General features: G+C 70.7%; 16 protein-coding genes and 1 riboswitch. Of the genes, 12 read left to right on the top strand and 4 right to left on the bottom strand.

Annotated elements, in window-relative coordinates; translation table 11 throughout:
- Positions 1–16: 16 nt before the first annotated feature.
- Entirely contained in the window at positions 17–958 is a 942-nt protein-coding gene (locus ACZ601_RS17010) for a hypothetical protein (RefSeq protein ID WP_469538390.1), read from the bottom strand.
- A complete protein-coding gene (locus tag ACZ601_RS17005; RefSeq protein ID WP_469538388.1) occupies positions 955–3675 on the bottom strand; it encodes a prenyltransferase/squalene oxidase repeat-containing protein in 2721 nt (906 codons plus the stop codon). The genes ACZ601_RS17010 and ACZ601_RS17005 overlap by 4 nt, the downstream gene beginning before the upstream one ends.
- 387 nt (positions 3676–4062) lie before the next feature.
- A riboswitch (cobalamin riboswitch) is annotated at positions 4063–4202 on the top strand.
- 102 nt (positions 4203–4304) lie between these two features.
- Between ACZ601_RS17005 and ACZ601_RS17000 the strand changes: the two genes are divergently transcribed.
- The 11 genes from ACZ601_RS17000 to ACZ601_RS16950 all read left to right on the top strand — a co-directional run bounded on the left by ACZ601_RS17000 (position 4305) and on the right by ACZ601_RS16950 (position 18230).
- Positions 4305–5717 (top strand): hypothetical protein, encoded by a 1413-nt coding sequence (locus ACZ601_RS17000; RefSeq protein WP_469538385.1) that lies wholly within the window; start codon positions 4305–4307, stop codon positions 5715–5717.
- Positions 5718–5843: 126 nt separating this feature from the next.
- The gene (gene tsaD / locus ACZ601_RS16995) at positions 5844–6911 is read left to right on the top strand and encodes a tRNA (adenosine(37)-N6)-threonylcarbamoyltransferase complex transferase subunit TsaD (RefSeq protein ID WP_469538384.1); all 1068 of its coding nucleotides are present in this window, start codon (positions 5844–5846) and stop codon (positions 6909–6911) included.
- Positions 6912–7044: 133 nt separating this feature from the next.
- Entirely contained in the window at positions 7045–8235 is a 1191-nt protein-coding gene (locus tag ACZ601_RS16990; RefSeq protein WP_469538381.1) for an ROK family transcriptional regulator, read from the top strand.
- A gap of 68 nt (positions 8236–8303) precedes the next feature.
- Positions 8304–9629 carry an extracellular solute-binding protein gene (locus ACZ601_RS16985; RefSeq protein WP_469538379.1) on the top strand — a complete coding sequence of 442 codons (1326 nt, stop codon included), beginning with the start codon at positions 8304–8306 and terminating at the stop codon, positions 9627–9629.
- A complete protein-coding gene (locus ACZ601_RS16980; protein WP_469538376.1) occupies positions 9616–10650 on the top strand; it encodes a carbohydrate ABC transporter permease in 1035 nt (344 codons plus the stop codon). The genes ACZ601_RS16985 and ACZ601_RS16980 overlap by 14 nt, the downstream gene beginning before the upstream one ends.
- Positions 10647–11522 (top strand): carbohydrate ABC transporter permease, encoded by an 876-nt coding sequence (locus ACZ601_RS16975; RefSeq protein ID WP_469538373.1) that lies wholly within the window; start codon positions 10647–10649, stop codon positions 11520–11522. The genes ACZ601_RS16980 and ACZ601_RS16975 overlap by 4 nt, the downstream gene beginning before the upstream one ends.
- An 8-nt stretch (positions 11523–11530) precedes the next feature.
- Positions 11531–13162 carry a beta-N-acetylhexosaminidase gene (locus tag ACZ601_RS16970; protein ID WP_469538370.1) on the top strand — a complete coding sequence of 544 codons (1632 nt, stop codon included), beginning with the start codon at positions 11531–11533 and terminating at the stop codon, positions 13160–13162.
- Positions 13163–13274: 112 nt separating this feature from the next.
- Positions 13275–15389 carry a ricin-type beta-trefoil lectin domain protein gene (locus ACZ601_RS16965; protein ID WP_469538367.1) on the top strand — a complete coding sequence of 705 codons (2115 nt, stop codon included), beginning with the start codon at positions 13275–13277 and terminating at the stop codon, positions 15387–15389.
- A 155-nt stretch (positions 15390–15544) separates the two neighbouring features.
- Positions 15545–16135 (top strand): lytic polysaccharide monooxygenase auxiliary activity family 9 protein, encoded by a 591-nt coding sequence (locus ACZ601_RS16960; protein WP_440574569.1) that lies wholly within the window; start codon positions 15545–15547, stop codon positions 16133–16135.
- Positions 16136–16239: 104 nt separating this feature from the next.
- On the top strand, positions 16240–16725 hold the full coding sequence (locus ACZ601_RS16955; protein WP_469538364.1) for an Lrp/AsnC family transcriptional regulator: 486 nt from the start codon (positions 16240–16242) through the stop codon (positions 16723–16725).
- A gap of 275 nt (positions 16726–17000) precedes the next feature.
- Positions 17001–18230: a serine/threonine-protein kinase gene (locus ACZ601_RS16950; protein ID WP_469538361.1), complete on the top strand. Its 1230-nt coding sequence runs from the start codon at positions 17001–17003 to the stop codon at positions 18228–18230.
- Positions 18231–18239: 9 nt separating this feature from the next.
- Here ACZ601_RS16950 and ACZ601_RS16945 read toward each other — a convergent pair whose 3' ends face one another.
- On the bottom strand, positions 18240–19232 hold the full coding sequence (locus tag ACZ601_RS16945) for an aldo/keto reductase (protein ID WP_469538358.1): 993 nt from the start codon (positions 19230–19232) through the stop codon (positions 18240–18242).
- Positions 19233–19304: 72 nt separating this feature from the next.
- A complete protein-coding gene (locus ACZ601_RS16940; RefSeq protein ID WP_469538355.1) occupies positions 19305–20219 on the bottom strand; it encodes an oxidoreductase in 915 nt (304 codons plus the stop codon).
- A gap of 487 nt (positions 20220–20706) precedes the next feature.
- Here ACZ601_RS16940 and ACZ601_RS16935 point away from each other — a divergent pair, with 487 nt between their 5' ends.
- A complete protein-coding gene (locus tag ACZ601_RS16935) occupies positions 20707–24189 on the top strand; it encodes a M28 family peptidase (RefSeq protein WP_469538525.1) in 3483 nt (1160 codons plus the stop codon).
- The last annotated feature ends 22 nt before the right edge of the window (positions 24190–24211 follow it).

Raw genomic sequence — 24211 nt, 5'->3', positions numbered from 1 at the left:
GGTACCCGCCACTCGACTACTCCGTACGCCGGCGGCGCCTGGCCGCGAACACGGCCGCCCCGCCTATGAGTACGACCAGGGAGCCGCCCACGAGCAACGGCACCCGGGAACCGGCGTCGACCTTCGCGTCGGCGGCCGGGGCGGCGTCGACCACCCTGGTCCCGGCCCCCGGCGCGCTCCCGGCAGGACTGGGCGAAACGGTCGGCGAAGGGCTCTTCGGTGACGCGGACTTCGACGCGCTGGGCGACGGGCTCCTCGACGGCTTCGCCTTGGCGGAGGCCGGCTTCGAGGGGGCCCGCTTCGCAGGAGTCGGCTTCTTCGGCTCGGGCGCTTTCGGGCCGGTGTCGGTGCCCGGGGGGAGCGCGGGGGCGCGTTCGGTCGAGGCGGGCTCGCCAACGTTGCCCCGCGCCTTCGTGTTGTGGGCGCGGAGTTGGTCGGGGGTGAGCGTGGGCCGTCCCTCGGTGCCCTCGATGTTCGTACCGCCGAAGATCCACAGGTCGACGCTGCCGGGCTTCGGCTTGTAGAGCATGGCCCCGAGCTGGCTGTACTCCCAGGAGTTCGCGCCCGGATCGGCGTGCCAGTAGGACCAGTAGGCGGAGGCCGGTGGCGTCAGCACGCAGTCGTCCTGCCGGGGCGTCGGATACTGCCTGCCGCCCTGCTGCCCGCTGTAGCCGATCCGGCAGATGAACGCGGGACCGTCGTGCCCGGTGCCGGTGGTACGCCAGCCGCCCTGGTTGAGCAGCTCGTACCCGGTCGTGGGCGTGGTGCCGCAGGAGCGGTAGACGGGGCCGCCCCAGTGGCTGAAGTCGACCGCCAGGACCGCTCCGGAGGTGGTGGTGCAGCGGCCCATGGGCTGCGGGTCCGCCGCCGCCGGGGACGCGTTCGCCATGAGCGTCGCGGCCGGCAGAAGGAGGGCCGCGACCGTCCGAGCGGCTCCGCGCCGTACGGGGGTGCTCATATCCGTCCCGCCTCCGACGCCCGGCGGCGGGCCACGACGACCACCCGCCATCCGGCGCCCACCAGCAACGCCGCGAACCCGACGAGCACTCCGGCCTGCACACCGGTCGAGGCCAGCGCTCCCCCGCCGGAGCCACCGCCGTCGGTGTCGGTGTCGGTGCCGGTGCCGGTGTCGACGATGCCGCCCGCGCCGCCTGCCGGGTCATCGGGGGTGACGATCGACGGGGTGGACGCGCCGGGGCTGGGTGTCGGCTGGGGCGAGGTACCGGCCAGGCTCCGTCCGAGCATGCCGAACGAGACCCCGGTGGCACCGCCGACCGCCTGGGTGGAGGCGCGCAGATCCGATCCGCGCTGCCCTTCCTTGGCGACGTTGAAGCCGCCGTCCGTGTTCTGCTGGCCCGCGAGGAACTTCCGCGCCTTGGCGATCTCGGAGGCGTACCGCTCCGCGTCCAGCGAGAGCCCCTGGACCGCGAGGGCGGCCGAGTTGACGGAGTTTCCGGCCGCGCCGGGGAAGCCGCCGTCGGGAAGCTGCTCGCCCGCGATCCAGCCGAGCGCCTTGTCCACGGCCTTGTCCGCCTTCTCACCACCGGCCAGGTCCAGGGCCATGGCGGCGATGGCGGTGGAGTCGACGTCGGAGTCGCCCGTGGCGGGGATCAGGCTGGGCCAGGCACCGCTGCCGTGCTGGAGGCTCCGCAGGTAGGCGACCGGCGCCTGGGCTGCCTGCTTCTCGTCGGCGCGCACCTGGGCCATGACGGCCAGGGACTGGGAGAAGACCGAAGGGGCGTAGGTGTAGGCGCCCTTGGCCGCGCAGCTGCGGTCCGGAGCCTTGCTCGGCCCGGCGCACACCGCCTTGCCGAGCGCGGCGATGAGGTCCTTGCCGCCGAAGGAGCGAGGATCTCGGCCCACCGCTTCGGCGAGCAGGGCGGCCTTGCCGATGGAACCGCCGAGCGCGTACTTCGTTCCCGTACCGGTCCAGTCCTGGAGGGTCCGGCCGGCCCCGTCCTTCCCGCCCTTGTCGAGGAAGTCGACGATGCCGCGGAGCTTGTCGTTGTTCATGCCGGTCGCCACGAGGGCGTAGGCGCCGTCGATGGTGAGCCCGAAGTCCGCGCGGCCCGTGCCGTCTCCGTAGTACTGGCCCTGCTTGAGGTTGGCCGCACGGGTGAGGTAGGCGACGCCCTTCTTCAGGTCCGGGCCCTTACCGGCCGGAAGGGCCGGGTCCGTGGTGGGCGGTTCAGTCACCGGCGGCTCTGTGGCCGGCGGGTCCGTGGTCGGCGGGTCCGTCGGGTCCGGCTTCTTCGTCGTCAGGCGGGTGAGGTCGGTGTCCGCGCCGGCCAGGACCGCTGGGCCGGTCGCGTAGAGCGCCGGATCCGTGGCGGCCTCCTCGAACCCGAAGCCGCCGCCGTCCAGTTGCTCACGCGAGAGCCAGGAGACGGCCGCGTCGGCCCTAGTGGTGTCGCCCAGCGCGCGCAGCGCCTGCGCCGCGTACGCGGTGGCGTGGACACTGCCGGTCGTGGAACCCGTGTAGCCGGGGAACGCCCCGTCCTCGCGCTGGGTCTTCTCCAGATACGTACGCGCCTTCGCCACGACGGCGTCCTGTCCTGCGGCCTCGCGCAGGGCCAGAACCACCAGGCCGGTGACGGCGGGATCGCCGTCGCAGTACTCGCCGGGGCGAATCAGGATGCTGGTGACGCCGCCGTCGTCGCACTGGAGCTGGGTCAGCCGCTCGACGGCCGCCACCGGAGGCGTCGCACCGGAGCGCAGTACGGCGAGGAGCGCGAGTGCCTGGCCGTCGCCGTACGAGGCGTTGCGGAAGTCGCCCTTGGCGGAGCAACCGGGGGTGTAGGTGCCCGATTCGGGGCCGGTGACGCAGATGTTGGCCAGCAGGTCGGCGATCAGGTCGTGGCCGCCGAAGTGGTGCGGGTCGCCTTCTGTGATCTCCGCTACGAGCGCGAGCCGGGCTGCCGCGGTGGCGTCCGGGGCCTGGTCCTTGCCTGCGGCGTAGGCGTAGTCGTCGGCGTGCGTACCGAGGAAGGCGGTGATCCTGTCGAGGTTCGCGCTGTCGCCGCCCGCCGCCGCGAGGGCGTAGGCCGCCTCTGTGGTCAACAGATAGTTCGGGGTGTCGGCTCCGTCGTCGACGACGCGTTCGCCGTCCTTGAGCGCGCCGTCGACCCAGCCGGCCGCGCCCTTGATGTCGATCTCACCGGGCGCGACGGTGGGTGTGCCGCCGGGATCGGGGGTCTCGGCGCCGCCCTGGGCGCGTACCTGGTCCGGGGTGAAGGTCGGCTTGCCGGTCGTGCCCCCGATGTCGGTGCCGCCGAACACCCAGGCGTCGACGTCACCGTCCTTGGGCTTGCGGTCCATGGCGCCGTACTGGCTGTAGGTCCACTTGTTCTGGCCCGGCGAGGCGAGCCAGTAGGACCAGTAGGCGGTGGCCGGCGGGGTGAGGACGCAGGACTCCTTCGCCTTGGTCGGGTACTGCGTTCCGGCGCCGAGACCTATGCGGCAGATGAAGGCGGGGCCGTCGTGCTGGGTGCCCTCTGTGGTGAACCCCGCCTCGTGGAGCAGTTCGTAGCCGGTCGTCGGCGTCGTGTCGCAGCCGCGCTCGACCTTGCCGCCGAAGGGGCCGAAGTCGACCGCGACGATCGCGCCCTTGGTGGCCGTGCAGTCCCCGAGGGGGTCGGCCGAGGCCGGGGTGCCCGTGCCGAGCGTCAAGCACATGGCAAGCAGGAGGAATGCCACTGATACCAGGGACAGGAAGATTCTGGTTCCCGGCTTCCGGTCTGTTCGCTGTGCGGTCCCCACCGCGGCCCCCTCGTTCTGTCTCCGTGGGGACACGAACGTGGCTGAGCCCACCGCGACCACGCGTGGTTCACCGCATGGCGGGGCTGGTCGACCACGCCGTAGTCCGCGACGGCGCTTCTCGCTGCAGATCAGGCCCCAGGTAATCCGGCTCGCCCGGCAATGCCGGGCCTACGGTTGCGGGTCAGCGCCGGGTTTCGACCGGCTTCCCCTGGGACTCAGTGCTTATCAGGCGGATTGGAGCACGCTTGCGCACACAACGTCAAGAAGGGGCCGCGCTCCGTTCGGAGTGGGATGGGGGGCTGCTGACAGGACGGCTTCGCCTGGGGTAGCGTCCTGGGCTGCCACATGGGGGAACCCGGTGAGAGCCCGGGGCTGACGCGCAGCGGTGTGGGACGGCTGGGGGCCGTTCCGAGCCCGAATGCCCATGGCGGCGGTGCATCACAGGAAGCCGGTCCACGCGTTCGGGCGGCGGCCCTGCCCCCTGCCGCCCTTCTTCGGGCCGGACGCGGGCCCGGTCGGCGCGCCCCTCATCCCAGGAGCAGGCCATGTCCCGTCCTTCGGTCTCACCCCGTCTTGTGTTCACAGCAGCCGTCTCCCTCGGGGCTCTGTGTCTGAGTGTCCTGCCGGCGGCGGCCACCGCCACACCGGCCCAGATCGCCACCTCGAAGACGAACGGTGTCGCGTATCTCAAGTCCCTGCAGGCAGCCGACGGTTCGTACGCCTCGGGCGGACTGTCCAACGAGTGGGCGTTCAGCGCCCTGGCCTCCGCCGGAACCGCGGCGGTGGACGTCACACCCGGCGGCGACGCCTCGAAGAACGCGAGATCGGTCTACCGCGCCCTGCTCGCCACGGCGAGCTGGCCGTCGGCGGCGCCTGTGGTCACCGACTACGAACGCGCCACGCTCAACGCCTACGCGGCCGGTATCGACCCGGCCAGGGTCTCCGCCTCCCGCAACCTGATCGGTGACATCTACGGCTATTGGCAGAACGCCGAGCCCGGCTACTTCGGCCCGTCCGCCAACTTCAACGGCACCGTCTTCGCGGCCCTGGCCCTCGGCGGTGCCAGGACCCAGGCCGGTGCCCAGCGGATACCCCAGGCCCTGCGCGACTCGCTCGTCACCCGCATCCGCGCCAACCAGCACAACGACGGCGGCTGGAACTTCAGCAAGGCCGAAGGCGATCCGGCGGCGCTCGCCGCCACCAGTGACATCGACATGACCGGCGCCGCGATGGCCGCGCTCTGCGTCTCCGGTGTCCCGGGCACCGACACGGACATCACGCAGGCCAAGGCGTTCCTCAAGAGCAAACTGGTGCCCACGAGCGGCGCCTTCAACGCGATGTTCGGCGTCAACACCGACTCCAACGGCTGGGCGGTCTCCGGCCTGAACGCCTGCGGCATCAACCCGCAGACCGGTGACTTCCTCACCTCCGCCGGCAAGACCCCGGTCGACTTCCTGATCAGCCAGCAGTTCAGCCCCGGCGGCGGCTTCAAGTACCTGCCCGGCGACACCGCGCCCTCCGCATACGCCTCCATCGACGGACTGCGCGCCGTCGCCGGCGGAGGCTTCACCGCCGCTCCCCCGGCCCCGGTCACGAGCGGCGCGCCCCAGTGGGTGGCGCAGTCCGCCTTCACCCCGGGCACCGCAACGAAACTGGCCCTGACCGTGGACGACGGCGCGGGCGGCCTGAAGGTGTGCTCCGTCGCCTTCACCCCCACGGGGACCACAACGACGCTCGGCGCCGTCCTGGACGCGGCGACGGCCGGGGCGACCCCGTCCGGCTGCGTGAGCGGCGTGACTCCCTCCTCGGGAACGGGCGCGATCACGGCACTCAACGGCAAGGCGAACAGCGGGACGAACACGTGGAAGGTCAGCAGCGACGGCTCGGCGTTCGCCGGAGCGACCCGCGCGAAGGTGGTCAACGCCGGTGACACGATCGCCCTGCGCAGGGGCGCCTGACCGACCCTGGTGCCTGACCGGCCCGGGTGCCTGACCGGCCCGGGTGCCTGACCGACCCGGGTGAGCTTCGACGTATCCTTATTGCACATAGCTTGCAATTAGCCAGTTCGTGCAGAAAGGTACGCCATGGAGTCCCGGGTGGTGCTCGGCATCGAGTCCTCGTGCGACGAGACCGGCGCAGGCCTCGTGCGGAACGGGCGCCTGCTCGGGCACTCGGTGGCGTCGAGCATGGACGAGCACGCCCGGTTCGGCGGAGTGGTGCCGGAGATCGCGGCGCGGGCGCACCTGCACGCGTTCACACCTGTCGTGCGGGAGGCCCTGGACCGGGCGGGGCTGCGGATGGCGGACATCGGTGCCGTCACGGTCACCACCGGCCCCGGGCTGTCGGGGGCGCTCCAGGTGGGGCTCGCCGGGGCGAAGACCCTGGCGTTCTCGCTCGGGGTGCCGCTGTACGGGGTGCATCACCTGGCCGGGCACGTGGCTGCCGACACCCTGGAGCACGGGCCGCTGCCCGACCCCTGCATGGTGCTGATCGTCTCCGGTGGCCACACCTCCCTGCTGCTCGTCCGGGATCTGGCCCGTGACCCGATCACACACCTGGGCGACACCATCGACGACGCGGCCGGCGAGTGCTTCGACAAGGTGGCCCGGGTGTTCGGGCTGCCCTACCCGGGCGGGCCGGCCATCGACCGGGCCGCCCGGGACGGCGATCCGCGTGCCGTGGCGTTCCCGCGCCCGCTGTCCGGCCCGAGGGACTCACGTCATGACTTCTCGTTCTCCGGGCTGAAGACCTCCGCCGCCCGCTGGGCCGAGCGGTACCGGCTGCGCGGCGAGGAACTGCCGCTGGCGGACGGGGCCGCCTCACTCCAGGAGGCCGTGGCCGACGTGCTGACGCGCAAGGCGGTCGCCGCCTGCCGTGAGCACGGCGTGGACACCCTGGTCGTGGTGGGCGGAGTGGCCGCCAACTCCCGTGTCCGGGCTCTCGCGGAGGAACGCTGCCTCGCCGCCGGCATCACGCTGCGGGTCCCGCCGCCGAAGCTGTGCACCGACAACGGGGCGATGATCGCCTCGGTCGGAGACCTCCTGGTCCGGGCGGGAGCCGAACCCGCACCCCTGGACGTCTCCATCGACCCGTCCGCACCCCTGGAGTACGCCGCGCTGCATCCCGTCGCCCGTGTGGCCAAGGCCGCCTGACGGTCCGCTCCAGCACGACGACGGCCACGGCCGTGGCCGAAAAACACCCGTCCACCCCCTTGACGGTGGCAGACATGCGACTGACTATCTAAAGCATCTTAAGTAAAGCCACTTTAGGAAGCAGTCGCACTCCATGGGCGAATCCGCCGTTCCCCCTGCCGGACCCCTCCGTCCGCAGCGCAGCCTGCTCCAGGTACCGGCGCTGCCGCGCCGGCCTCCGGAGCGGCAGAAGGCGAGCACGCTGGACAGCCGGGTGCACAACCGGTCGCTGGTGCTGGCGACGCTGTACCACGAAGGACCCAAGAGCCGTTCGGAGATCGCGCGGGCGTCCGGGCTGACCGCGCCGACGATCTCCGCGCTCGTCGCGGATCTTGAGGAGGACGGGCTCGTCGCCGACATCGGCCCCCGGCAGGGCGGCGCACGGCTCGGCAAGCCCGCGAGTCTCGTGCGCATCGAGGACGACGCGGTGAACCTCGTGGTCCTGGACCTGTCGCACAGCAACCGGTTCAGCGGCGCGGTGCTCAATCTGCGGGGCGAGGCCGTCGAGCGCCGGGACGTGCCGCTCGGCGATGCCCTGGGCACGGCCGCCCACGAACTGGTGCTCCGGCTCACCGAGGAGCTGATCGAGGCGGCGCCCCGGCGGGTGCTGGGGATCGGCGTCGGCTCGCCGGGCATCATCGACGACACCGGGGTCATCCGTCTCGCCGCCCATCTCGGCTGGACGGGCCTCCCGTTGGCGGCCGAGCTGACCGAACGCTTCGGCATCCCGGCGTACGTCGGCAACGACGTGAACCTGGCGGCGCTCGGGGTACTGCACTTCCGGGACGCGCGGACCCAGAACCTCATGGTGATCTCGATCGAGCACGGCGTCGGCGCGGGACTGATCGTCGGCGGCGAGCGGGTCGAGGGGGAGCAGTTCGCGGCGGGCGAGATCGGTCACGTCACCGTGGACGAGCGCGGTGAGCTGTGCATGTGCGGGCGGCGCGGCTGCCTCGATCTGTCCATCGACGCCGGGCACCTGAGGCGGCGTCTCGATCTGGCGCCCGAGGAGCGGTGGCCGGCCCTGCGGGCAGCGGCGGGCCGGGCGCTGGGCACCGTACTCGCCCCGATCATCAGCGTCCTGAACCTGAACGAGATCGTGCTGACCGGCCCCCCCGAGCTGGTCGACGGGGAGTTCCTCGACGCCGCGCTGGAGGTCGTACGGGCCCGCACGCTCGGCCCGGTCAACGCCGCTCTCGACATCCGTTCCCTCGCCGGGGACAACGATCTGATCCTGCTCGGCGGCGCGTGCCTGGTACTCGCCGGTGAGCTCGGGGTGCTCTGACCCGGACTCACCCCCCTGTCCGCACCCTTCTCCTTGCTTGAAACCGCCTCATAATCACAGGAGTTGCGATGAAACACTCAAGGTTCGCCGTGGCCGGCGCCCTCGGCCTGGCTTCCGCTCTCACCCTGACGGCCTGCAACGGCTCCGGGACGGGCGGCGCGGGCGGCGGTGAGCAGAAGGTCTCCGACGCGAAGGGGGAAGGCAAGACCCTCACCGTGTGGATCATGCAGGACGACTACTCCCCCGAGTCGCTCAAGGCGATGAAGCAGGAGTTCTCCGCGAAGACCGGTGCCGGGGTCACGATCGAGACCCAGAGCTGGGACGGCATCGCCACCAAGCTCACGACGGCGCTGGCCACCGACAGCCCGCCGGACGTCCTCGATCTCGGTAACACCCAGGTCGCGAGCTACGCCTCCAGCGGCGGCCTGTTGGATCTGACCCCGTACGCCAAGGACCTCAGGCAGGGCCAGAAATGGCTTCCCGGCCTGGAGGAGCCCTCGACGGTCGACGGCAGGCTGTACGCCGTGCCGGGCTTCGCCGCCGCCCGCGCGGTGATCTACAACAAGACGATGTGGGCGAAGGCCGGCGTCAAGAAGGCACCGAAGACCTACGCCGAGCTCACCGCGGCGCTCGGGAAGGTCGGGGCGGCCAACAAGGCGTCCGACTTCTCCCCGTTCTACCTGCCCGGCCAGCACTGGGCCACCGGGCTGCAGTTCATCTGGGACGCGGGTGGCGAGATAGCCACCGAGCAAGGCGCCACGTGGTCGGCCGGCGTCGGTTCCGCCAAGGCTCAGGCCGGTCTCGCCGAGTTCAAGAAGTTCCAGAACCTGTACTCCGCGCCCGCCTCCCGTACCGCCGATCCGCAGAACCCGGACCAGCTCCAGGTGTTCGCCGACGGCAAGGCAGGCGCCATCACCGCGACCAGCGGGCAGATCGCCCAGATCGAGAAGGCCAACCCCGAGCTCACCGACGCCGATCTCGGCTCCTTCCCGCTGCCCGGCACCTCGGGCAAGGCCCAGCCGGTGATGCTGGGCGGCGCCGTATGGGGCGTGGCGGCCAAGAGCAGGCAGCAGGACCTGGCGCTCCAGTGGATGAAGACCGCCGCGAGCCCCGGCATCCAGGACACGTGGATCGGCGGGCACGACGGCTGGAATCCGAACAGCGCCGAAGCGAACGAGAAGGCCTTGGCCAAAGCCGCCCCGCTCAAGAAGGGCTTCTTCGAAGCCGCGCTGAATTCGCGGGCCACTCCGGCAAGCCCGAAGTGGGCCTCGCTGGAGGCCGACAAGTCCGTCAACCAGCTGTTCTCCGGAGTCGCCTCCGGCAAGAAGTCCCCGGCCGACGCGGCCCGGAACTTCGACGCCGCGGTGGACAAGGCACTCAATGCGGCCGGCTGACGGAGCGGGCCGCCCCCGCACGTCCGGCGCCCACGACCTGCTCACCGAGGATCCGGGACCCGCGACAACGCCGCCCGCCGGCAGTCCGCTCGACGCGGTTCGTCCGGCGGAGCCGGGGAAGCGGCCGAGGCACCGACGGCAGTGGGCGGTGGTGTGGCTGCTCTCACCGGCCGGGCTGGTGATGGCCGTCTTCAGCGTGGCGCCGGTCCTGTTCCTGGTCTTCACCTCGTTCACGGACTACAGCCAACGCACGCTCTTCACAGGCGAGTTCAGCATGGTCGGCACTCGGAACTACGCCGACATGTTCCACGACCCGGAGTTCTGGAAGTCGCTGGTGCGCAGCGTGCTGTTCACCGTGGCGATGGTCGCGGGCAGCATCGTGACGGGCGTGGGCGTGGCCCAGCTGCTCACCCGGCTGCGCACCGCGATGCGCATGACGGTGACGGTCGTGCTGATCTTCGCCTGGGCCATGCCGAACGTCGCTTCCTCCCTGGTGTGGAAGTGGCTGTTCCAGCCGGGCTACGGGGTCGTCAACTGGCTGCTGACCCAGGTCCACGTGTTCGGCGACATGACCAATACCGACTGGGGCCAGAACGCCTCTCTCGCGTATCTCTCGATCTGGTCGCTGGTGGTCTGGCAGGCGGTGCCGTTCATCGCGCTGACCCTGTACGCGGCGCTCACGCAGCTGCCCCTGGAGCTGCCGGAGGCCGCGCGGCTGGACGGGGCGGGCGAGTGGCGGGTGTGGTGGTCGGTCACACTGCCCTTCCTGCGGCCGACCCTGCTCCTCGTCACGATCATGTCGGTGATCTGGGACTTCAACGTCTTCAACCAGATCTGGCTGGTCTCGGCGGGCGGCCCCGACAACGCGACGAGCACGCTCGGGATCTTCGCCTACAAGACGGCGTTCGTGTCCTTCCGGATCGGCCAGGGCGCGGCCCTGTCGGTCATCACCACCGCGATCCTGCTGGGGATCACCGCCGTGTACATCCGCAATCTGCTTCGCTCGGGGGAGGACCTGTGAGAAGCCGTACGGGACACCGGGTGAAGAGCCGTCCGTTCCGGGCGGGGAGCCCACGGGGCGGATGGCTGAACAACACGCTCGCCATCGTCTTCTGCCTCGTGTGGATCTTCCCTGTCTACTGGATGGTCAACACCGCCTTCAAGGCACGCTCCGAGGCGATGACGCCGACGCCGCACTTCTGGCCGTCCTCCCCCACGCTGCGCAACTTCAACGCGGCGATCAACCAGACCGGCTTCCTGACCGACCTGCGCAACAGTCTGATCGTGGTGGGCGGCGCCGTGCTGCTCGCCGTGGTCCTGGGGGCGTTCGCCGCGGCCGCACTGTCCCGGTTCCGCTTCCGGGGCCGGCGCACCATCATGGTGTCGATCCTGATCGTGCAGATGCTGCCGATCACGGCGCTGCTCATCCCGACCTTCCTGATCTTCAACGAGATCGGGCTGCTCGGTACGTACATCGGGCTGGTCCTCGCTTACGTGGCCACCGTGCTGCCCTTCTCGATCTGGGTGATGCGCGGGTTCTTCATCACGATCCCGGCGGAGATCGAGGAGGCCGCACGGCTCGACGGCGCGACCACCTGGCAGACCCTGACCCGGATCCTCTTCCCCCTGGTGGCGCCGGGCCTGATCGCGTCCAGCGTCTTCGCGTTCATCACGGCGTGGAACGACTATCTGGTCGCCTACACCTTCATGAAGGACCAGGACCACTACACGCTGCCCGTCTGGCTGGCGTCGTTCTCCACTCCTGCCACCGGTACCGACTTCGGCGGCCAGATGGCCGGCTCGGTGCTCTTCTCGCTGCCGGTGGTCGTCTTCTTCCTGATCATCCAACGCAAGCTGGTGTCCGGCATGTCCGCCGGAGCCGTGAAGGGATGACCCCCACCATGCTCCTTCTCCCCCGCCCCCGCTCGGTCGCGTCCGGCGACGGCGCGTTCTCGCTGGACACGTCCACCTGGATCAGCGCGCCCGCTGAACTGGAGCCGACCGCCCGCTGGTTGCAGTCGGTACTGCGTCCGGCGACCGGACTGGCACTGCCGGTGACCGCAGGCTCAGAACCCGCCCCGGCCGGCTCCGCGCTGGCGCTGACCCTGGATCCGCGCCTCCCCGCCGAGGGCTACCGCCTGGTCTGCGGTCCGGGCGGCGTCACCATCACGGGCGGCGACACCGCCGGTGTCTTCTACGGCTGCCAGACCCTGCGCCAGCTCCTGCCGCCGCAGATCTACCGTGCCGCCGAGGTGGCCGGGGTGAGCTGGGCGGTGCCCTGCGGCACCGTCGAGGACTCGCCACGTTTCCGCTGGCGCGGCACGATGCTGGACGTGGCCCGGCACTTCATGCCCAAGCACGACGTGCTCCGCTTCCTCGACCTGCTGGCGACGCACCGCATCAACACGCTCCATCTGCACCTGACCGACGACCAGGGCTGGCGGGTGGAGATCCTGCGGCACCCACGGCTGACCGAGGTCGGCTCCTGGCGTCGCGAGTCCCAGCTCGGCGCCACCGAGGACGCCCCCAACGACGGCCGTCCGCACGGTGGTTACTACACCCAGGACGACCTGCGCGAGATCGTCGCGTACGCCGCCCAGCGGCACATCACGGTCATGCCGGAGATCGACGTACCGGGCCACTCGCAGGCCGCCATCGCCGCCTACCCCGAACTCGGTGTACGCGGCGAGCGGTTGGAGACCAGCCCCCGGTGGGGCATCAACAAGAACATCCTCAACGCCGAGGAGTCGACGCTCGACTTCTTCCTCGGCGTGTTCGACGAGGTGATGGAACTCTTCCCCGGGCCCTTCATCGGCATCGGCGGCGACGAGTGCCCCAAGGACCAGTGGGACGCCGATCCGCGCAGCCGGGAACTGATGGCGGAGCGGGGGCTCGCCGGCTCGAAGGAGCTCCAGGCGTGGTTCCTCGGCCGCATCGGCGCGCACATCGCGGCGCGCGGCCGCCGGGTGTTCGGGTGGGACGAGATCCTGGAGGGCGCTGTCCCGGAAGGCGTCGCGGTCGCCTCGTGGCGCGGCATGACCGGCGCCCGTACCGCGGCGCGCCGGGGGTACGACGTGATCTCCTGCCCCGACGACCTGGCGTACCTGGACTACCGGCAGTCGGAGCTGGAGAGCGAACCGATCCCGTTCGCGGTGCCGCTGACGCTTGCGGACGCGTACGGCTTCGACCCGGTGCCCGAGGGGCTCACCGAACGGGAGACGGCCCGGATCCTCGGCGGGCAGGCCAACATCTGGACCGAGCACATGGATTCGCCCCGGACGGTCGACTACTACGTCTTCCCGCGTCTGTGCGCCATCGCCGAGGCTCTCTGGAGCGACGGCGAGCGCGATTTCGACGACTTCCTCGTACGGCTGCGCGCCCATCTGGTCCGGCTCGACGCACTCGGTGTCGAGTACCGCCGGGAGGACGGGCCGCTGCCGTGGCAGAGCCGGCCCGGAGTCCCGGGCAAACCGGCGACACGCGCCGACTGGGCCGAGTTCATCGACGGACTCGTGGCCCCCATCAGGACCTGAGCCCGCTCGCCCCATCGCTCCGGACAGCCCCTCGCACGACCTGCGACTCCGCATGTCCGGATGTCCGCATGTCTGTATGTCTCCGATTCCGCATATCTCCGAAGGAGAAACAGTGAAGCAGAGAACAGGACGAAGGGCCGGCCTCGCGGCCGCGTCCGCGCTCACCATGGCGGTGGCGACGGGAGTGGTGGCTCTGCCCGCCGCGAACGCCGCCGCGGCATCCGGGACGGTGACCATCGGCGGCAAGTGTCTGGACGTCACCGACGGCAGCTCGGCCAACGGCGCCGCCATCCAGCTGTTCGACTGCAACGGCTCCGCCGCCCAGCGGTTCAGCTGGGCGGACGACGGTTCGGTGAAGGTGCTCGGCAAATGCCTTGACGTGACCGGCGGTTCGGATGCCAACGGCGCGCGCGTCCAACTCTACGACTGTGCACGGGTGAACCAGCAGAAGTTCAAGTACCTGCCCGACGCCACGATCTACAGCGCCAAGTCCGGCAAGTGCGTGGCCGTACTGGGAGGGGTCGCGAACAACGCGCGGACCGGCCTGGCTCCGTGCGACCCGAAGCAGACGTCGCAGAACTGGACCGCCGCCTCTGCGCCTGGCCCGGAGTACAGCCTCTCGGCCGGTGCCCCCGTCGAGTACGCCAACCCCGATGACACCCCGGCCGGAGTGTTCACGGCGAAGGACGGCCGGTTCTACTACCAGCAGGCACACGCGCTGTACGGCGCGGACGACCCGCGCGAGTGGAACTTCTTCAGCGGCGACGACTTCGACTCCGCGCGGCTCGACCCGATATCCGGTGCGGTGAACCCCGCCAACGAGCAGGACCGCAACGACGACACCACGTGGCGCTGCGACAACAGCCCCACCGGCAAGGAAGCCACGCCGGCCCCGGACACGTCGGGCTACGCCCACCCCAACTACTGTGATCTGGCCGGCGTCTGGGTCGACCCGGACAGTGGCGACTGGTACGGACTGGTGCACAACGAGTTCACGCCGCAGCCCTTCGGCGACGGCATGCACTACGACGGGATCGACTACGCCGTCTCCCGCGACCAGGGCAGGACCTGGTCGATCGAGGATCACGTCATCACCTCGCCGTACAGCACGAAGCGCGACGACACCGGCCAGTTCCCGAAGGACACGTACGACTACGGCGACGGTGACCCGCGCCTGTTCGTGGACAACGCCTCGGGCTACTTCTACGTCTTCTACGCCGACCGGGTGCTGAACAAGTCCGGCGGCGGCAGCGTCTGGCACCAGCACGTGGCCCGCGCTCCCATCGCCCAGAAGATGGCGCCCTCCTCGTGGAAGAAGTGGCATGACGGGGCCTGGCAGTCGCCGGGCACCGGTGGCGAGGAATCCAACATCATCCCGGCGGACGGCAACGGCACCGGCTACACCGCGCCCGCCGACGAGTACAAACCGTCCACCGCCGGCAAGGCGGCGGACCAGGTCGCGCGGGGCACCATGCCGGACAACTCCCAGCTGACCGTCATGAACATCACGTGGAGCGCCTACCTGGGCAAGTACATCGGCACCCCGCAGAACAACATCGCCCAGGCGACCGAGACCGACTCCCCGCTGCACTTCTACGCGACGGACGACCTGGCCACCCAGAAGTGGGAGGACATCGGCGGCGTCGCGGAGAACCAGAACGCCTCGTGGTACCGGTGGTTCCTCGACTCGGGGAGCAGGACCACGTCCAGCGTGGTGGGCAGGACGTTCCGCTCGTACTGCTCCTTCTACTGCGACACGTACACGGGTGAGTACGCCGACATCACCATCGAGCCCACCTCGAAGGCCGCGCTGCCCGTCTCCCCGGCCGGCGGCAGGGCCCGGGAGATCAGGGCCGCGAACGGCGGTTCGCTCGCGCTGTCCGGCGGCCAGACCCAGAAGTGGAAGGTCACGAGCACCGGCGACGGCTTCTACACCGTCACCGGACCTGACGGTCGACCGCTGCGCGTGGCGGACGGTGCGAACGGGCGGGCCTGGGGCGCACGGGTCTCGCTCGGCGCGAAAGGCGCGAAGGTGTCGGCCACCTCCCAGTGGTACCTCCAGAAGGCCATGAAGTCCCCCGCCGCGGGTGGCGCTTCACAGGCCACGGGCGAGTACCGCCTGGTCAACCGCCACAGCGGGCTGGCCCTGAGCATCGACGGCCACGGCTCGGTCTCGACCGCACCGCAGCACGCGGATCCGGCCCAGATGGTGTCGTTCCGCCCCTGACGCCTGCTGCCGGGCGGTCGCGGACCGGGACATCGGGCCCGCCCGGCGGCGAGTCCCAGGACGCTATGGACACGGTGAGTTGACATGACTACGCTCACCCTTGGTCTAGACCGCAGAACTCTCCGGACATCACCCCACATCTCCAGGAGCTACGTATGCGCAGAAGGATCACTTCCTTACTGGCCGGGCTCGGCCTGGCCGGTGCGGCACTCTTCGCCACCTCCGGCAGCGCCCAGAGCCACGGCTACACCGACTCCCCCATCAGCCGTCAGCAGCTCTGCGGCATCGGCACCGTCAAGCACTGCGGGCAGATCCAGTGGGAGCCCCCGAGCGTCGAGGGCCCCAAGGGCTTCCCCACCCGCGGACCAGCCGACGGCCACATCTGCTCGGGCGGCATCGGCCGGTTCTCCGAGCTCGACGACCCGCGCGGCGGCGCCTGGCCCGCCACCAAGGTCACCGCGGGGCAGAACTACACGTTCAACTGGCGGATCGAGGCCCGGCACGCCACGACCGACTTCCGGTACTACATCACCAAGGACGGCTACGACCCGTCCCAGCCGCTCACCCGGGCCGACCTGGAACCGCAGCCGTTCCTCACCGTCCCCTTCGGCGGCAAGCTGCCCGGCTCGACCGTGACCCACTCCGGCGTACTGCCGCAGAAGTCCGGCAAGCACCTGATCCTCGGCGTCTGGACGATCTCCGACACCGGGAACGCCTTCTACGCCTGCTCCGACGTGCAGTTCTGACGTCCACCCGCCGTCCCGGCCGCCGACCGATCCGGGGCGGCGGCCGGTGTGCCATTGGTACAGTCGCCGCCCCAGCAGACGTACCAGCGAGAGGCCGGCGGACCATGGCGGTGGACGCGCTCGACACCCGCATCCTGCGGCTCCTCATCGAGCAGCCGCACACCAGCGTGCGGGAGTACGCCCGGATCCTCTCCATCGCCCGGGGCACCCTCCAGGCCCGCATCGACCGGCTGGAACGCGAGGGGGTGATCACCGGCAGCGGACCGGTCCTCTCTCCCGCCGCGCTCGGCCACCCGGTACTCGCCTTCGTCCACCTGGAGGTGACGCAGGGGCACCTCGACGATGTGGGCGAAGCGCTCGCCGCCGTACCGGAGATCGTCGAGGCCTTCTCCACCACGGGCGGCGGCGACCTGCTGACCCGGGTGGTGGCCCGGGACAACGGACATCTGGAGGACGTGATCCAGCAGCTGATCCAGCTGCCGGGCGTGGTCAGGACCCGCACCGAGGTGGCCCTGCGGGAGCGGGTGCCGCACCGGCTGCTGCCCCTGGTGGAATCGGTGGGCCGGGCGGCCGCGGGGGACCCGGGATGATCAGCGGCTGAGAGCACGGCCGCCACGGACTCGGAGGGCCTGCGCCCCGCGCGGTGACGGAGGATGTCCCAGCGGCCAGGGCGAGTTCGGCGCGCAGGCCGCCTGTGCCTGGTTGTCCGCCCGATCCCTGCCGATGCCGCCCGGCGGTCGTCCGGCGGCCGTCCGCCGGATATCCTGATCATGCTGCGTACCCCCCACCCCGTCGGATACAGATGAGGTCGCAGCCGCGGCAGTCGAAGCGGTCCTCGGCCCAAACTCTGGATAGGTGTGCGCAGGTGCTGGTTGCTGGTCGGTACCGATTGATATCCGCCATCGGTCGTGGCGGGATGGGTGAGGTCTGGCGGGCCACGGACGAGGTCCTCGGCCGGTCCGTCGCGGTGAAGCTGCTGCTGGGAGAGCATGCCGACGAGTCGGCCACCGCGCGTTTCCGGCTGGAGGCCCAGACCGCTGCCCGGCTGAGCCATCCCCACCTGGTGGCGGTGTTCGACTTCGGGTCCTGGGAGGACCGGCTCTTCCTCGTCATGGAGCTGGTCGAGGGCCGGAGCCTCGCCGATCTGCTGCTGTCCCAGGAACGGCTGGACCCGGAACAGGTCGCCCGCATCGCCGGCCAGGCCGCCGCCGGACTGGCCGCGGCCCACCGGCAGGGCATAGTCCACCGGGACATCAAGCCCGGAAACCTGATGCTGGACGTGGAGGGCTCCGTCAAGATCGGTGACTTCGGCATCGCCCAGTTCGTCGACGATCCGTCCGCCGCGCTCACCACCACCGGCCATATCGTCGGCACGAGCCTCTACCTCGCGCCGGAGCGGGCACTGGGCCGCACGGCCGACGCCGCCTCGGACATGTACTCCCTCGGCTGTGTGGTCTACCAGCTGCTGCTCGGTCAGCCGCCGTTCCGTTCCGACACCCCGACCGCCACCCTCTACCAGCACGTGGACACGCCTCCCGTGCCGCTGCGGCAGCGCGGGGTCGAGATGTCCGCCGCCTTCGACTCGTACCTGCTGGGGCTCCTCGCGAAGCAGCCGGAGGACCGGCCGACGGCCCAGCAGGTCGCCGACTGGTTCAGCGGCGAGGCCTGGCGGGGCCAGGCGGAGCCGCTGCCGATGTACCGGCCCGCTCCACCGCAGGCACCGGCCGCGCCCTACCCGCCGTCGCCCGCACCGATCTCCCCCGCGCCGCACCGGTCCCCCGCCAAGGCCGGGCCCGGCGCCGCGTCCGGTGAGGACTCCGGCGCTCCGACCACCTACCGGCTGCCGCAGGCGGCCGGCGGCCACGGGCGGCGCGCGGCAGGCCGGTCGAGGAACGCCCCCCGGCGCAGCACCCGTGAGGCGATAAGACGCCGCCCGAGGGTGGCCAGTGCCATCGCGGGCACCGTCGCCTTCCTCGCCGCCGTGTATCTGGGGATGAGTCTCTTCTCCCCCGACTCCAGTTCGGCCACCACCCCGGACGAGGTCACCTCGACGAGCGGTGCGCAGTCACCGGCCCCCGATGACGAAGGCCGGTAGCCCCGCCCTTCACCAGCGGCTGTGCACCGCCGCGCGGATCCTGCGGTCGTAGAGGTCACGTACCGCGTCGAGTGTCGTGTCCGCCAGCGGCTCCAGCGCGGCCGCAGAGGCGTTGGCGCGGGCCTGTTCCACCGAACGCGCGCCGGGGATCACGCTGGTGACGCCCGGCTGCTGGATGATCCAGCGCAGTGCGGTCCGGGCCGGCGTCGCCCCCTGGGGAGCGAGCCCGGCGAATTCGGCCGCGGCGGCGATCCCGGTCGCGTAGTCGACCCCGGAGAAGGTCTCGCCCTGGTCGAACGCCTCCCCGTGCCGGTTGTACGTGCGGTGGTCGTCGGGACCGAAGACGGTGTCCTTGGTGTACTTGCCCGAGAGCAGCCCCGAGGCGAGCGGCACGCGCGCCACGATGCCGACACCGGCGGCGCGCGCGGCCGGCAGCACCTCGTCCAGCGGCTTGAGGCGGAAGGGGTTGAGGATGATCTGGACGCTGGCGACGCCGGGGCGGGCGATGGCCGTCAGCGCCTCGGCGCAGGTCTCGACACTCACCCCGTAGGCGGCGATCCGCTGCCGTTCGACCAGTGTGTCGAGGGCGTCGTAGACCGCGTCGGAGGAGTAGACGGCGGTCGGCGGGCAGTGCAGCTGCACCAGGTCCAGGGTGTCGACGCCCAGGTTGGACCGCGAACGGTCGTTCCAGACGAGGAAGTTGTCCAGAACGTAGTTCTCCGGCAGCTGCTCGACGCGCCGGCCCATCTTCGTCGCGACGAAGACCCGCGCGTCCGGACGCTCCTTCAGATAGCGGCCGATGAGCTGTTCGCTGCGGCCGTCCCCGTACACATCCGCGGTGTCGAAGAAGGTGACTCCCGACTCGACGGCCGCGTCGAGCACACCGAAGGCATCCTCCTCCCGCACCTCGCCCCAGTCCCCGCCGAGTTGCCAGGTGCCCTGTCCGACGACCGATACGTCCCGTCCGGTCCTGCCCAGTTCGCGCTGCTCCATGAGGATCATGCTACGTCGCTACGGGGCCGCTCCCGGGTCTCCGGCCGGCCCGGGTCACCCCGGGCCGGCCGACGGTGCGGTTCAGCCGGTGTGCCGGCCGAGTTCGGTGAGGAGGCGCAGTTCGTCCCCGGTGAGCCGCAGGGCGGCCGCCGCGACGTTCTCGGTGAGGTGGTCCGGGTTGCCGGTGCCCGGGATGGCCAGTACGTGGGGGCCGCGCTGGAGGGTCCAGGCCAGCCGGACCTGGGCGGGCGAGGCGTCGTGGGCCCTGGCGACCGCCGACACCGCCTCGCTCTCCGCGGCGGCGGCCGCACCGGATTCCCGGCCCTCGCCCGCGATGGCGTAGAACGGCACGAACGCGATGCCCCGCTCGCCGCAGATCCGCAGCACGTCGTCGGAGTCCGCCCGGCGCGTGGCTATGCCGTAGCGGTTCTGCACGCAGACGACCGGTGCGATGGGCAGGGCCTCCGCGATCTGGTCCGCCCCGACGTTGGAGAGTCCCAGGTGACGGATCAGCCCCTCCTCCCGCAGTTCGGCCAGCGCGCCGAACCTGTCCGCGATGGAGGTGGGCCCGTTCATCCGGAGGTTCACCACGTCGAGGTGGTCGCGGCCGAGCTGGCGCAGGTTCTCCTCGACCTGGCCGCGCAGGTCCTGCGGCCGGGCCCAGTCCAGCCAGTCGCCGGACGGACCCCGGCCGGGGCCGACCTTGGTGGTGATGACCAGCTCTTCCGGGTAGGGCCCGAGCGCCCGGTTGATCAGCTCGTTGGCCGAGCTCATCGGTGAGAAGTAGAAGGCCGCCGTGTCGATGTGGTTCACACCGAGGTCAACGGCGCTGCGGAGCACGGCGATGGCCCGGTCCCGGTCGTGCGGGGTGCGGGCGGTGCTGAGCGCGGCGCCGTTCTGGGTCAGGCGCATCGCACCGAAACCCATCCGGTTGACGGTCAGGTCGCCCAGCTGCCAGGTGCCGGCGTCCGCTGCGGTGATGGTTCCCGAAGTCATGTCTGTCGTCTTCCTCGTTGGCGGCGGGCCGGAGCCGGCCACGTGACGGTACGTCAGGAGAGCTTGCGTAATTGATCGAGAGGTGATATGCTCACGTTGGATGTTTTTGCGGCAAGATCATTGAGTGCGGGTGCATAGTAGGCCCCTCACCGCCGAACTGTCCACTCCCCTCGCGTTCCTCCGGCGCCCGGATTCCGCCACGCCGTCGATCTCTCGCGAGCCACCTGGCGAACACGCCGACTCACCACCGCCCTGTGCGAACGCTGTGCGATCCCACCGGGCCGACTTGACCAGACTTGCCAACTCCCTTCACAGCGCCCCTGGTTCGTTGACCCGCCGAGGGTCACGTGTGAGTGTTCGGTCGCTCGATCACGGACACCACCTGGGCGGACGGCCGACGGCAGCCGCACGGGAGGGGCGTCTGTCCACGCCGCCGCCCGTGACCGAGGTCCCCACAAACCGAGGAGCCTCGATGAAACGCAGACCGATGACGGCCGGGACAACCCTGGCCGTCCTCGCCGCGATGCTGGTCGCCACGAATGGCCAGTCAGCTTCCGCGGAACCGAGCCCGCCCGCCCCCACCCCTCTCGCGGCCGCGGTCTCGGCCGCCGACCGGGCGGCCGCCAGTGGCCTCGACGCCCTGGCGAAGGGGCCGGAGGAACGCTACGAGCGGCAGAACGTGACCCCCTGGGTCAACGGGCTCTACTCGATCGCCTACCAGCGCACCTACCGCGGACTCCCGGTGGTGGGCGGGGACGCCGTCGTGGTGGCCGACTCCAAGGGGCGGGTCCGCGGCGCGCAGTCGGCGGTCTCCCGGCGGATCAACGTACCGACCACCGCGACCGTCTCCGCCGCGAGGGCAGAGGCCGCCGCGCGCAAGAAGCTGAAGTCCGTGGAGCGGGTGGACAGCCACCGGCTGGTCGTACGGGCCACCGGCGGGAAGTCCCGGCTGGCCTGGGAGACGGTGCTGACCGGCCGGACCGCGAAGGCGCCCAGCCATCTGCACGTCTTCGTCGACGCGGGCACCGGCGCGGTGCTCGACAGCTACGACGACGTCAAGGCCGGCACCGGCAACAGCCAGTGGAACGGGCCCTCCCCACTGTCGATCAACACCACCTCCTCGGGCGGCAGTTACTCGCTCAGAGACCCCGGCAGGCCGGGACTCAGCTGCGCCGACTACAGCACGGGCGGCGTCTTCACCAAGTCCTCCGACTCCTGGGGCACCGGCAACGCCTCAGCCAAGGAGACCGGCTGCGTCGACGTCATGTGGGCGGCCCAGCACGAGTGGGACATGCTGCGCGACTGGCTGGGGCGCAACGGTCACGACGGCAACGGCCGCAGCTGGCCGGTCAAGGTCGGGCTGAACGACGTGAACGCCTACTGGGACGGCTCCACCGTCTCCATCGGCCACAACAACGCCAACCAGTGGATCGGCGCGATGGACGTCGTGGGCCACGAGTTCGGCCACGGCATCGACCAGTACACGCCCGGCGGCGCCAACAACGAGTCCGGTCTCGGCGAGGCGACCGGCGACATCATGGGGGCGCTCACCGAGGCGTACACCAACGAGCCGGCCCCGTACGACGACCCGGACTACACAGTCGGCGAGAAGATCAACCTGGTGGGCAACGGGCCGATCCGGATCATGTACAACCCGGGGCAGATCGGTGACCCGAACTGCTACAGCTCCTCCATACCCAGCACCGAGGAGCACGCGGCGGCCGGTCCGCTCAACCACTGGTTCTACCTGCTGGCCGAGGGTTCCAGCCCCGGTGGCGGCAAGCCGTCCAGCCCGACGTGCAACAGCTCCTCGGTCACCGGCGTGGGCATCCAGAGCGCCGGCAAGGTCTTCTACGGCGGCATGCTGCTCAAGACCAGCGGCATGACGTACAAGCGCTACCGCACGGCCACCCTCACCTCGGCCAAGACCCTCGACGCCACCTGCGTGCTGTTCAACCGGACGAAGGCCGCCTGGGACGCCGTCAGCGTGCCCGCCCAGAGCGGTGACCCGGCCTGCACCCCGAGCGGCAACAACGACTTCTCGATGTCGCTGGACCCCGCCACCGGCTCGGTGAAGCCCGGCAACTCCGTGACGGCCACGGTCAGGACGACCGTCAGCTCCGGCAGCGCGCAGACGGTGAACCTGTCCGCGACCGGTCAGCCGAGCGGAGTCTCCGTCTCCTTCAGTCCGTCCGCCGTGCAGTCGGGCGCGACCTCGGCCATGACCGTCTCGACGGCGTCGGCCGCGGCCCCCGGGACCTACACGCTCACCGTGAAGGGCGCCGGCACCCAGAGCCACACCGCGCAGTACACACTGACCGTCAATGACGGCGGTGGCACGCCGGGCGGCACGCCTCCCGACATCAGCGTCGCCAATGTGCAGTCGCACCTGTCGCAGCTCAGCACCGTCGCCTCGCAGAACGGCGGCAACCGCCGGGCCGGCAGTGCCGGTTACACCGCCTCGCTCGCCTATGTGAAGGGCAAGCTCCAGGCGGCCGGCTACACCGTCAGCGAGCAGACCTGCGGCAGCTGCACCTACGCGGGCAAGAACCTCATCGCGGACTGGCCGGGCGGACCGGCGGACCGGACCGTGATGTTCGGCGCCCACCTGGACAGCGTCAGCGCCGGTCCCGGCATCAATGACAACGGATCCGGCTCGGCCACCCTGCTGGAGAACGCCCTCGCGCTGGCCCAGCAGAACCCGACGATGACCAAGCACGTCCGCTTCGCCTGGTGGAACGGCGAGGAGCAGGGCCTGCAGGGCTCCCAGTACTACGTCGGGCAGCTGACCTCCGCCCAGCGCGCCGCCATCAGCGCGTACTACAACTTCGACATGATCGCCTCCACCAACGGCGGCTACTTCATCAACAACCTCAACTCGGCGGCCTCGGCCCCGATGAAGGAGTACTGGACCTCGCTCGGCCTCGCTCCGGAGGAGAACATCGAGGGCCAGGGACGCTCCGACGACTACTCCTTCCAGCAGGCCGGCATCGCCACCTCGGGGTACGCGACCGGCGCGAGTGACACCAAGACCTCGGCCCAGGCCGCCAAGTGGGGCGGCACGGCCGGGCGTTCGTACGATCCCTGCTACCACCAGTCGTGCGACACGACCAGCAACATCAACGCGACCGCGCTCGACCGCAGCGCCGACGGTGTCGCCTACACGGTGTGGAAGACGGCGGTCGGCAGCACCGCACCGGCCGACGACTTCTCCGTCTCGGTGAACCCGGTGTCCGGCAACGTCCAGCCGGGCGCCTCGGCGACCGCGACCGTGTCCACGGCCACCACCAGCGGCTCCGGACAGAGCGTCCGCCTGACGGCCTCCGGCGCACCGAGCGGGGTCACCGTCTCCTTCGCCCCGGCGACCGTGCAGTCGGGATCGTCCTCGACGATGACCGTCTCCGCGGGGGCCCAGGCCGCGGCCGGCACCTACACGCTCACGGTGACCGCGACCGGCACCGCCACCCACACCACCACCTACTCGCTGGTCGTCGGTGGCGGCGGCAACTGCCAGGCCCGGCAGGTCGTCGCCAACGGCGGCTTCGAGAACGGCACGGCGCCGTGGACCCAGACGGACGGGGTCATCAACAACCGGACGTCGGAGAAGCCGGCGCACACCGGTTCCTACCAGGCCTGGTTCGGCGGCTGGGGCAGCGCCCACACCGACAGCGCCTCGCAGTCGCTGACCGTTCCGGCGGGCTGCTCGACGTACCGGCTGTCGTTCTTCGTGCGCACCGACACCGCCGAGTCGGCGGGCGACGCGACGGCCTACGACACGTTCACCGTCAAGCTGGGAACCCGGACGCTGGCCACGTACTCGAATCTCGACGCGGGCGGCGGGTACGTCCAGCAGAGCTTCGACGTCGGCTCCGCCGCGGGGCAGACCCTCACGCTGGGGTTCACCAGTAAGGAGGACGCCTACCTCCAGACCAGCTTCGTCGTGGACGATGTGGCGCTCGACGTGAGCTGATCCGGGATCAGAGTGACGGGGG

It is taken from the genome of Streptomyces sp. NPDC104307, from assembly GCF_055584045.1.
Note: the sequence above shows the minus strand (reverse complement) of the source record. Positions and strands in the feature narration are given on the sequence as shown.

Excerpts from the sequence above, each read along its gene's own strand:
- tsaD (WP_469538384.1), top strand. The coding sequence starts at position 5,844 with ATGGAGTCCCGGGTGGTGCTCGGCATCGAGTCCTCGTGCGACGAGACC.
- ACZ601_RS16945 (WP_469538358.1), bottom strand. The coding sequence starts at position 19,232 with ATGATCCTCATGGAGCAGCGCGAACTGGGCAGGACCGGACGGGACGTA.
- ACZ601_RS16985 (WP_469538379.1), top strand. The coding sequence starts at position 8,304 with ATGAAACACTCAAGGTTCGCCGTGGCCGGCGCCCTCGGCCTGGCTTCC.
- ACZ601_RS16935 (WP_469538525.1), top strand. The coding sequence starts at position 20,707 with ATGACGGCCGGGACAACCCTGGCCGTCCTCGCCGCGATGCTGGTCGCC.
- ACZ601_RS17000 (WP_469538385.1), top strand. The coding sequence starts at position 4,305 with ATGTCCCGTCCTTCGGTCTCACCCCGTCTTGTGTTCACAGCAGCCGTC.
- ACZ601_RS16940 (WP_469538355.1), bottom strand. The coding sequence starts at position 20,219 with ATGACTTCGGGAACCATCACCGCAGCGGACGCCGGCACCTGGCAGCTG.
- ACZ601_RS16970 (WP_469538370.1), top strand. The coding sequence starts at position 11,531 with ATGCTCCTTCTCCCCCGCCCCCGCTCGGTCGCGTCCGGCGACGGCGCG.
- ACZ601_RS17005 (WP_469538388.1), bottom strand. The coding sequence starts at position 3,675 with ATGTGCTTGACGCTCGGCACGGGCACCCCGGCCTCGGCCGACCCCCTC.
- ACZ601_RS16955 (WP_469538364.1), top strand. The coding sequence starts at position 16,240 with ATGGCGGTGGACGCGCTCGACACCCGCATCCTGCGGCTCCTCATCGAG.
- ACZ601_RS16980 (WP_469538376.1), top strand. The coding sequence starts at position 9,616 with ATGCGGCCGGCTGACGGAGCGGGCCGCCCCCGCACGTCCGGCGCCCAC.
- ACZ601_RS16960 (WP_440574569.1), top strand. The coding sequence starts at position 15,545 with ATGCGCAGAAGGATCACTTCCTTACTGGCCGGGCTCGGCCTGGCCGGT.
- ACZ601_RS17010 (WP_469538390.1), bottom strand. The coding sequence starts at position 958 with ATGAGCACCCCCGTACGGCGCGGAGCCGCTCGGACGGTCGCGGCCCTC.
- ACZ601_RS16990 (WP_469538381.1), top strand. The coding sequence starts at position 7,045 with ATGGGCGAATCCGCCGTTCCCCCTGCCGGACCCCTCCGTCCGCAGCGC.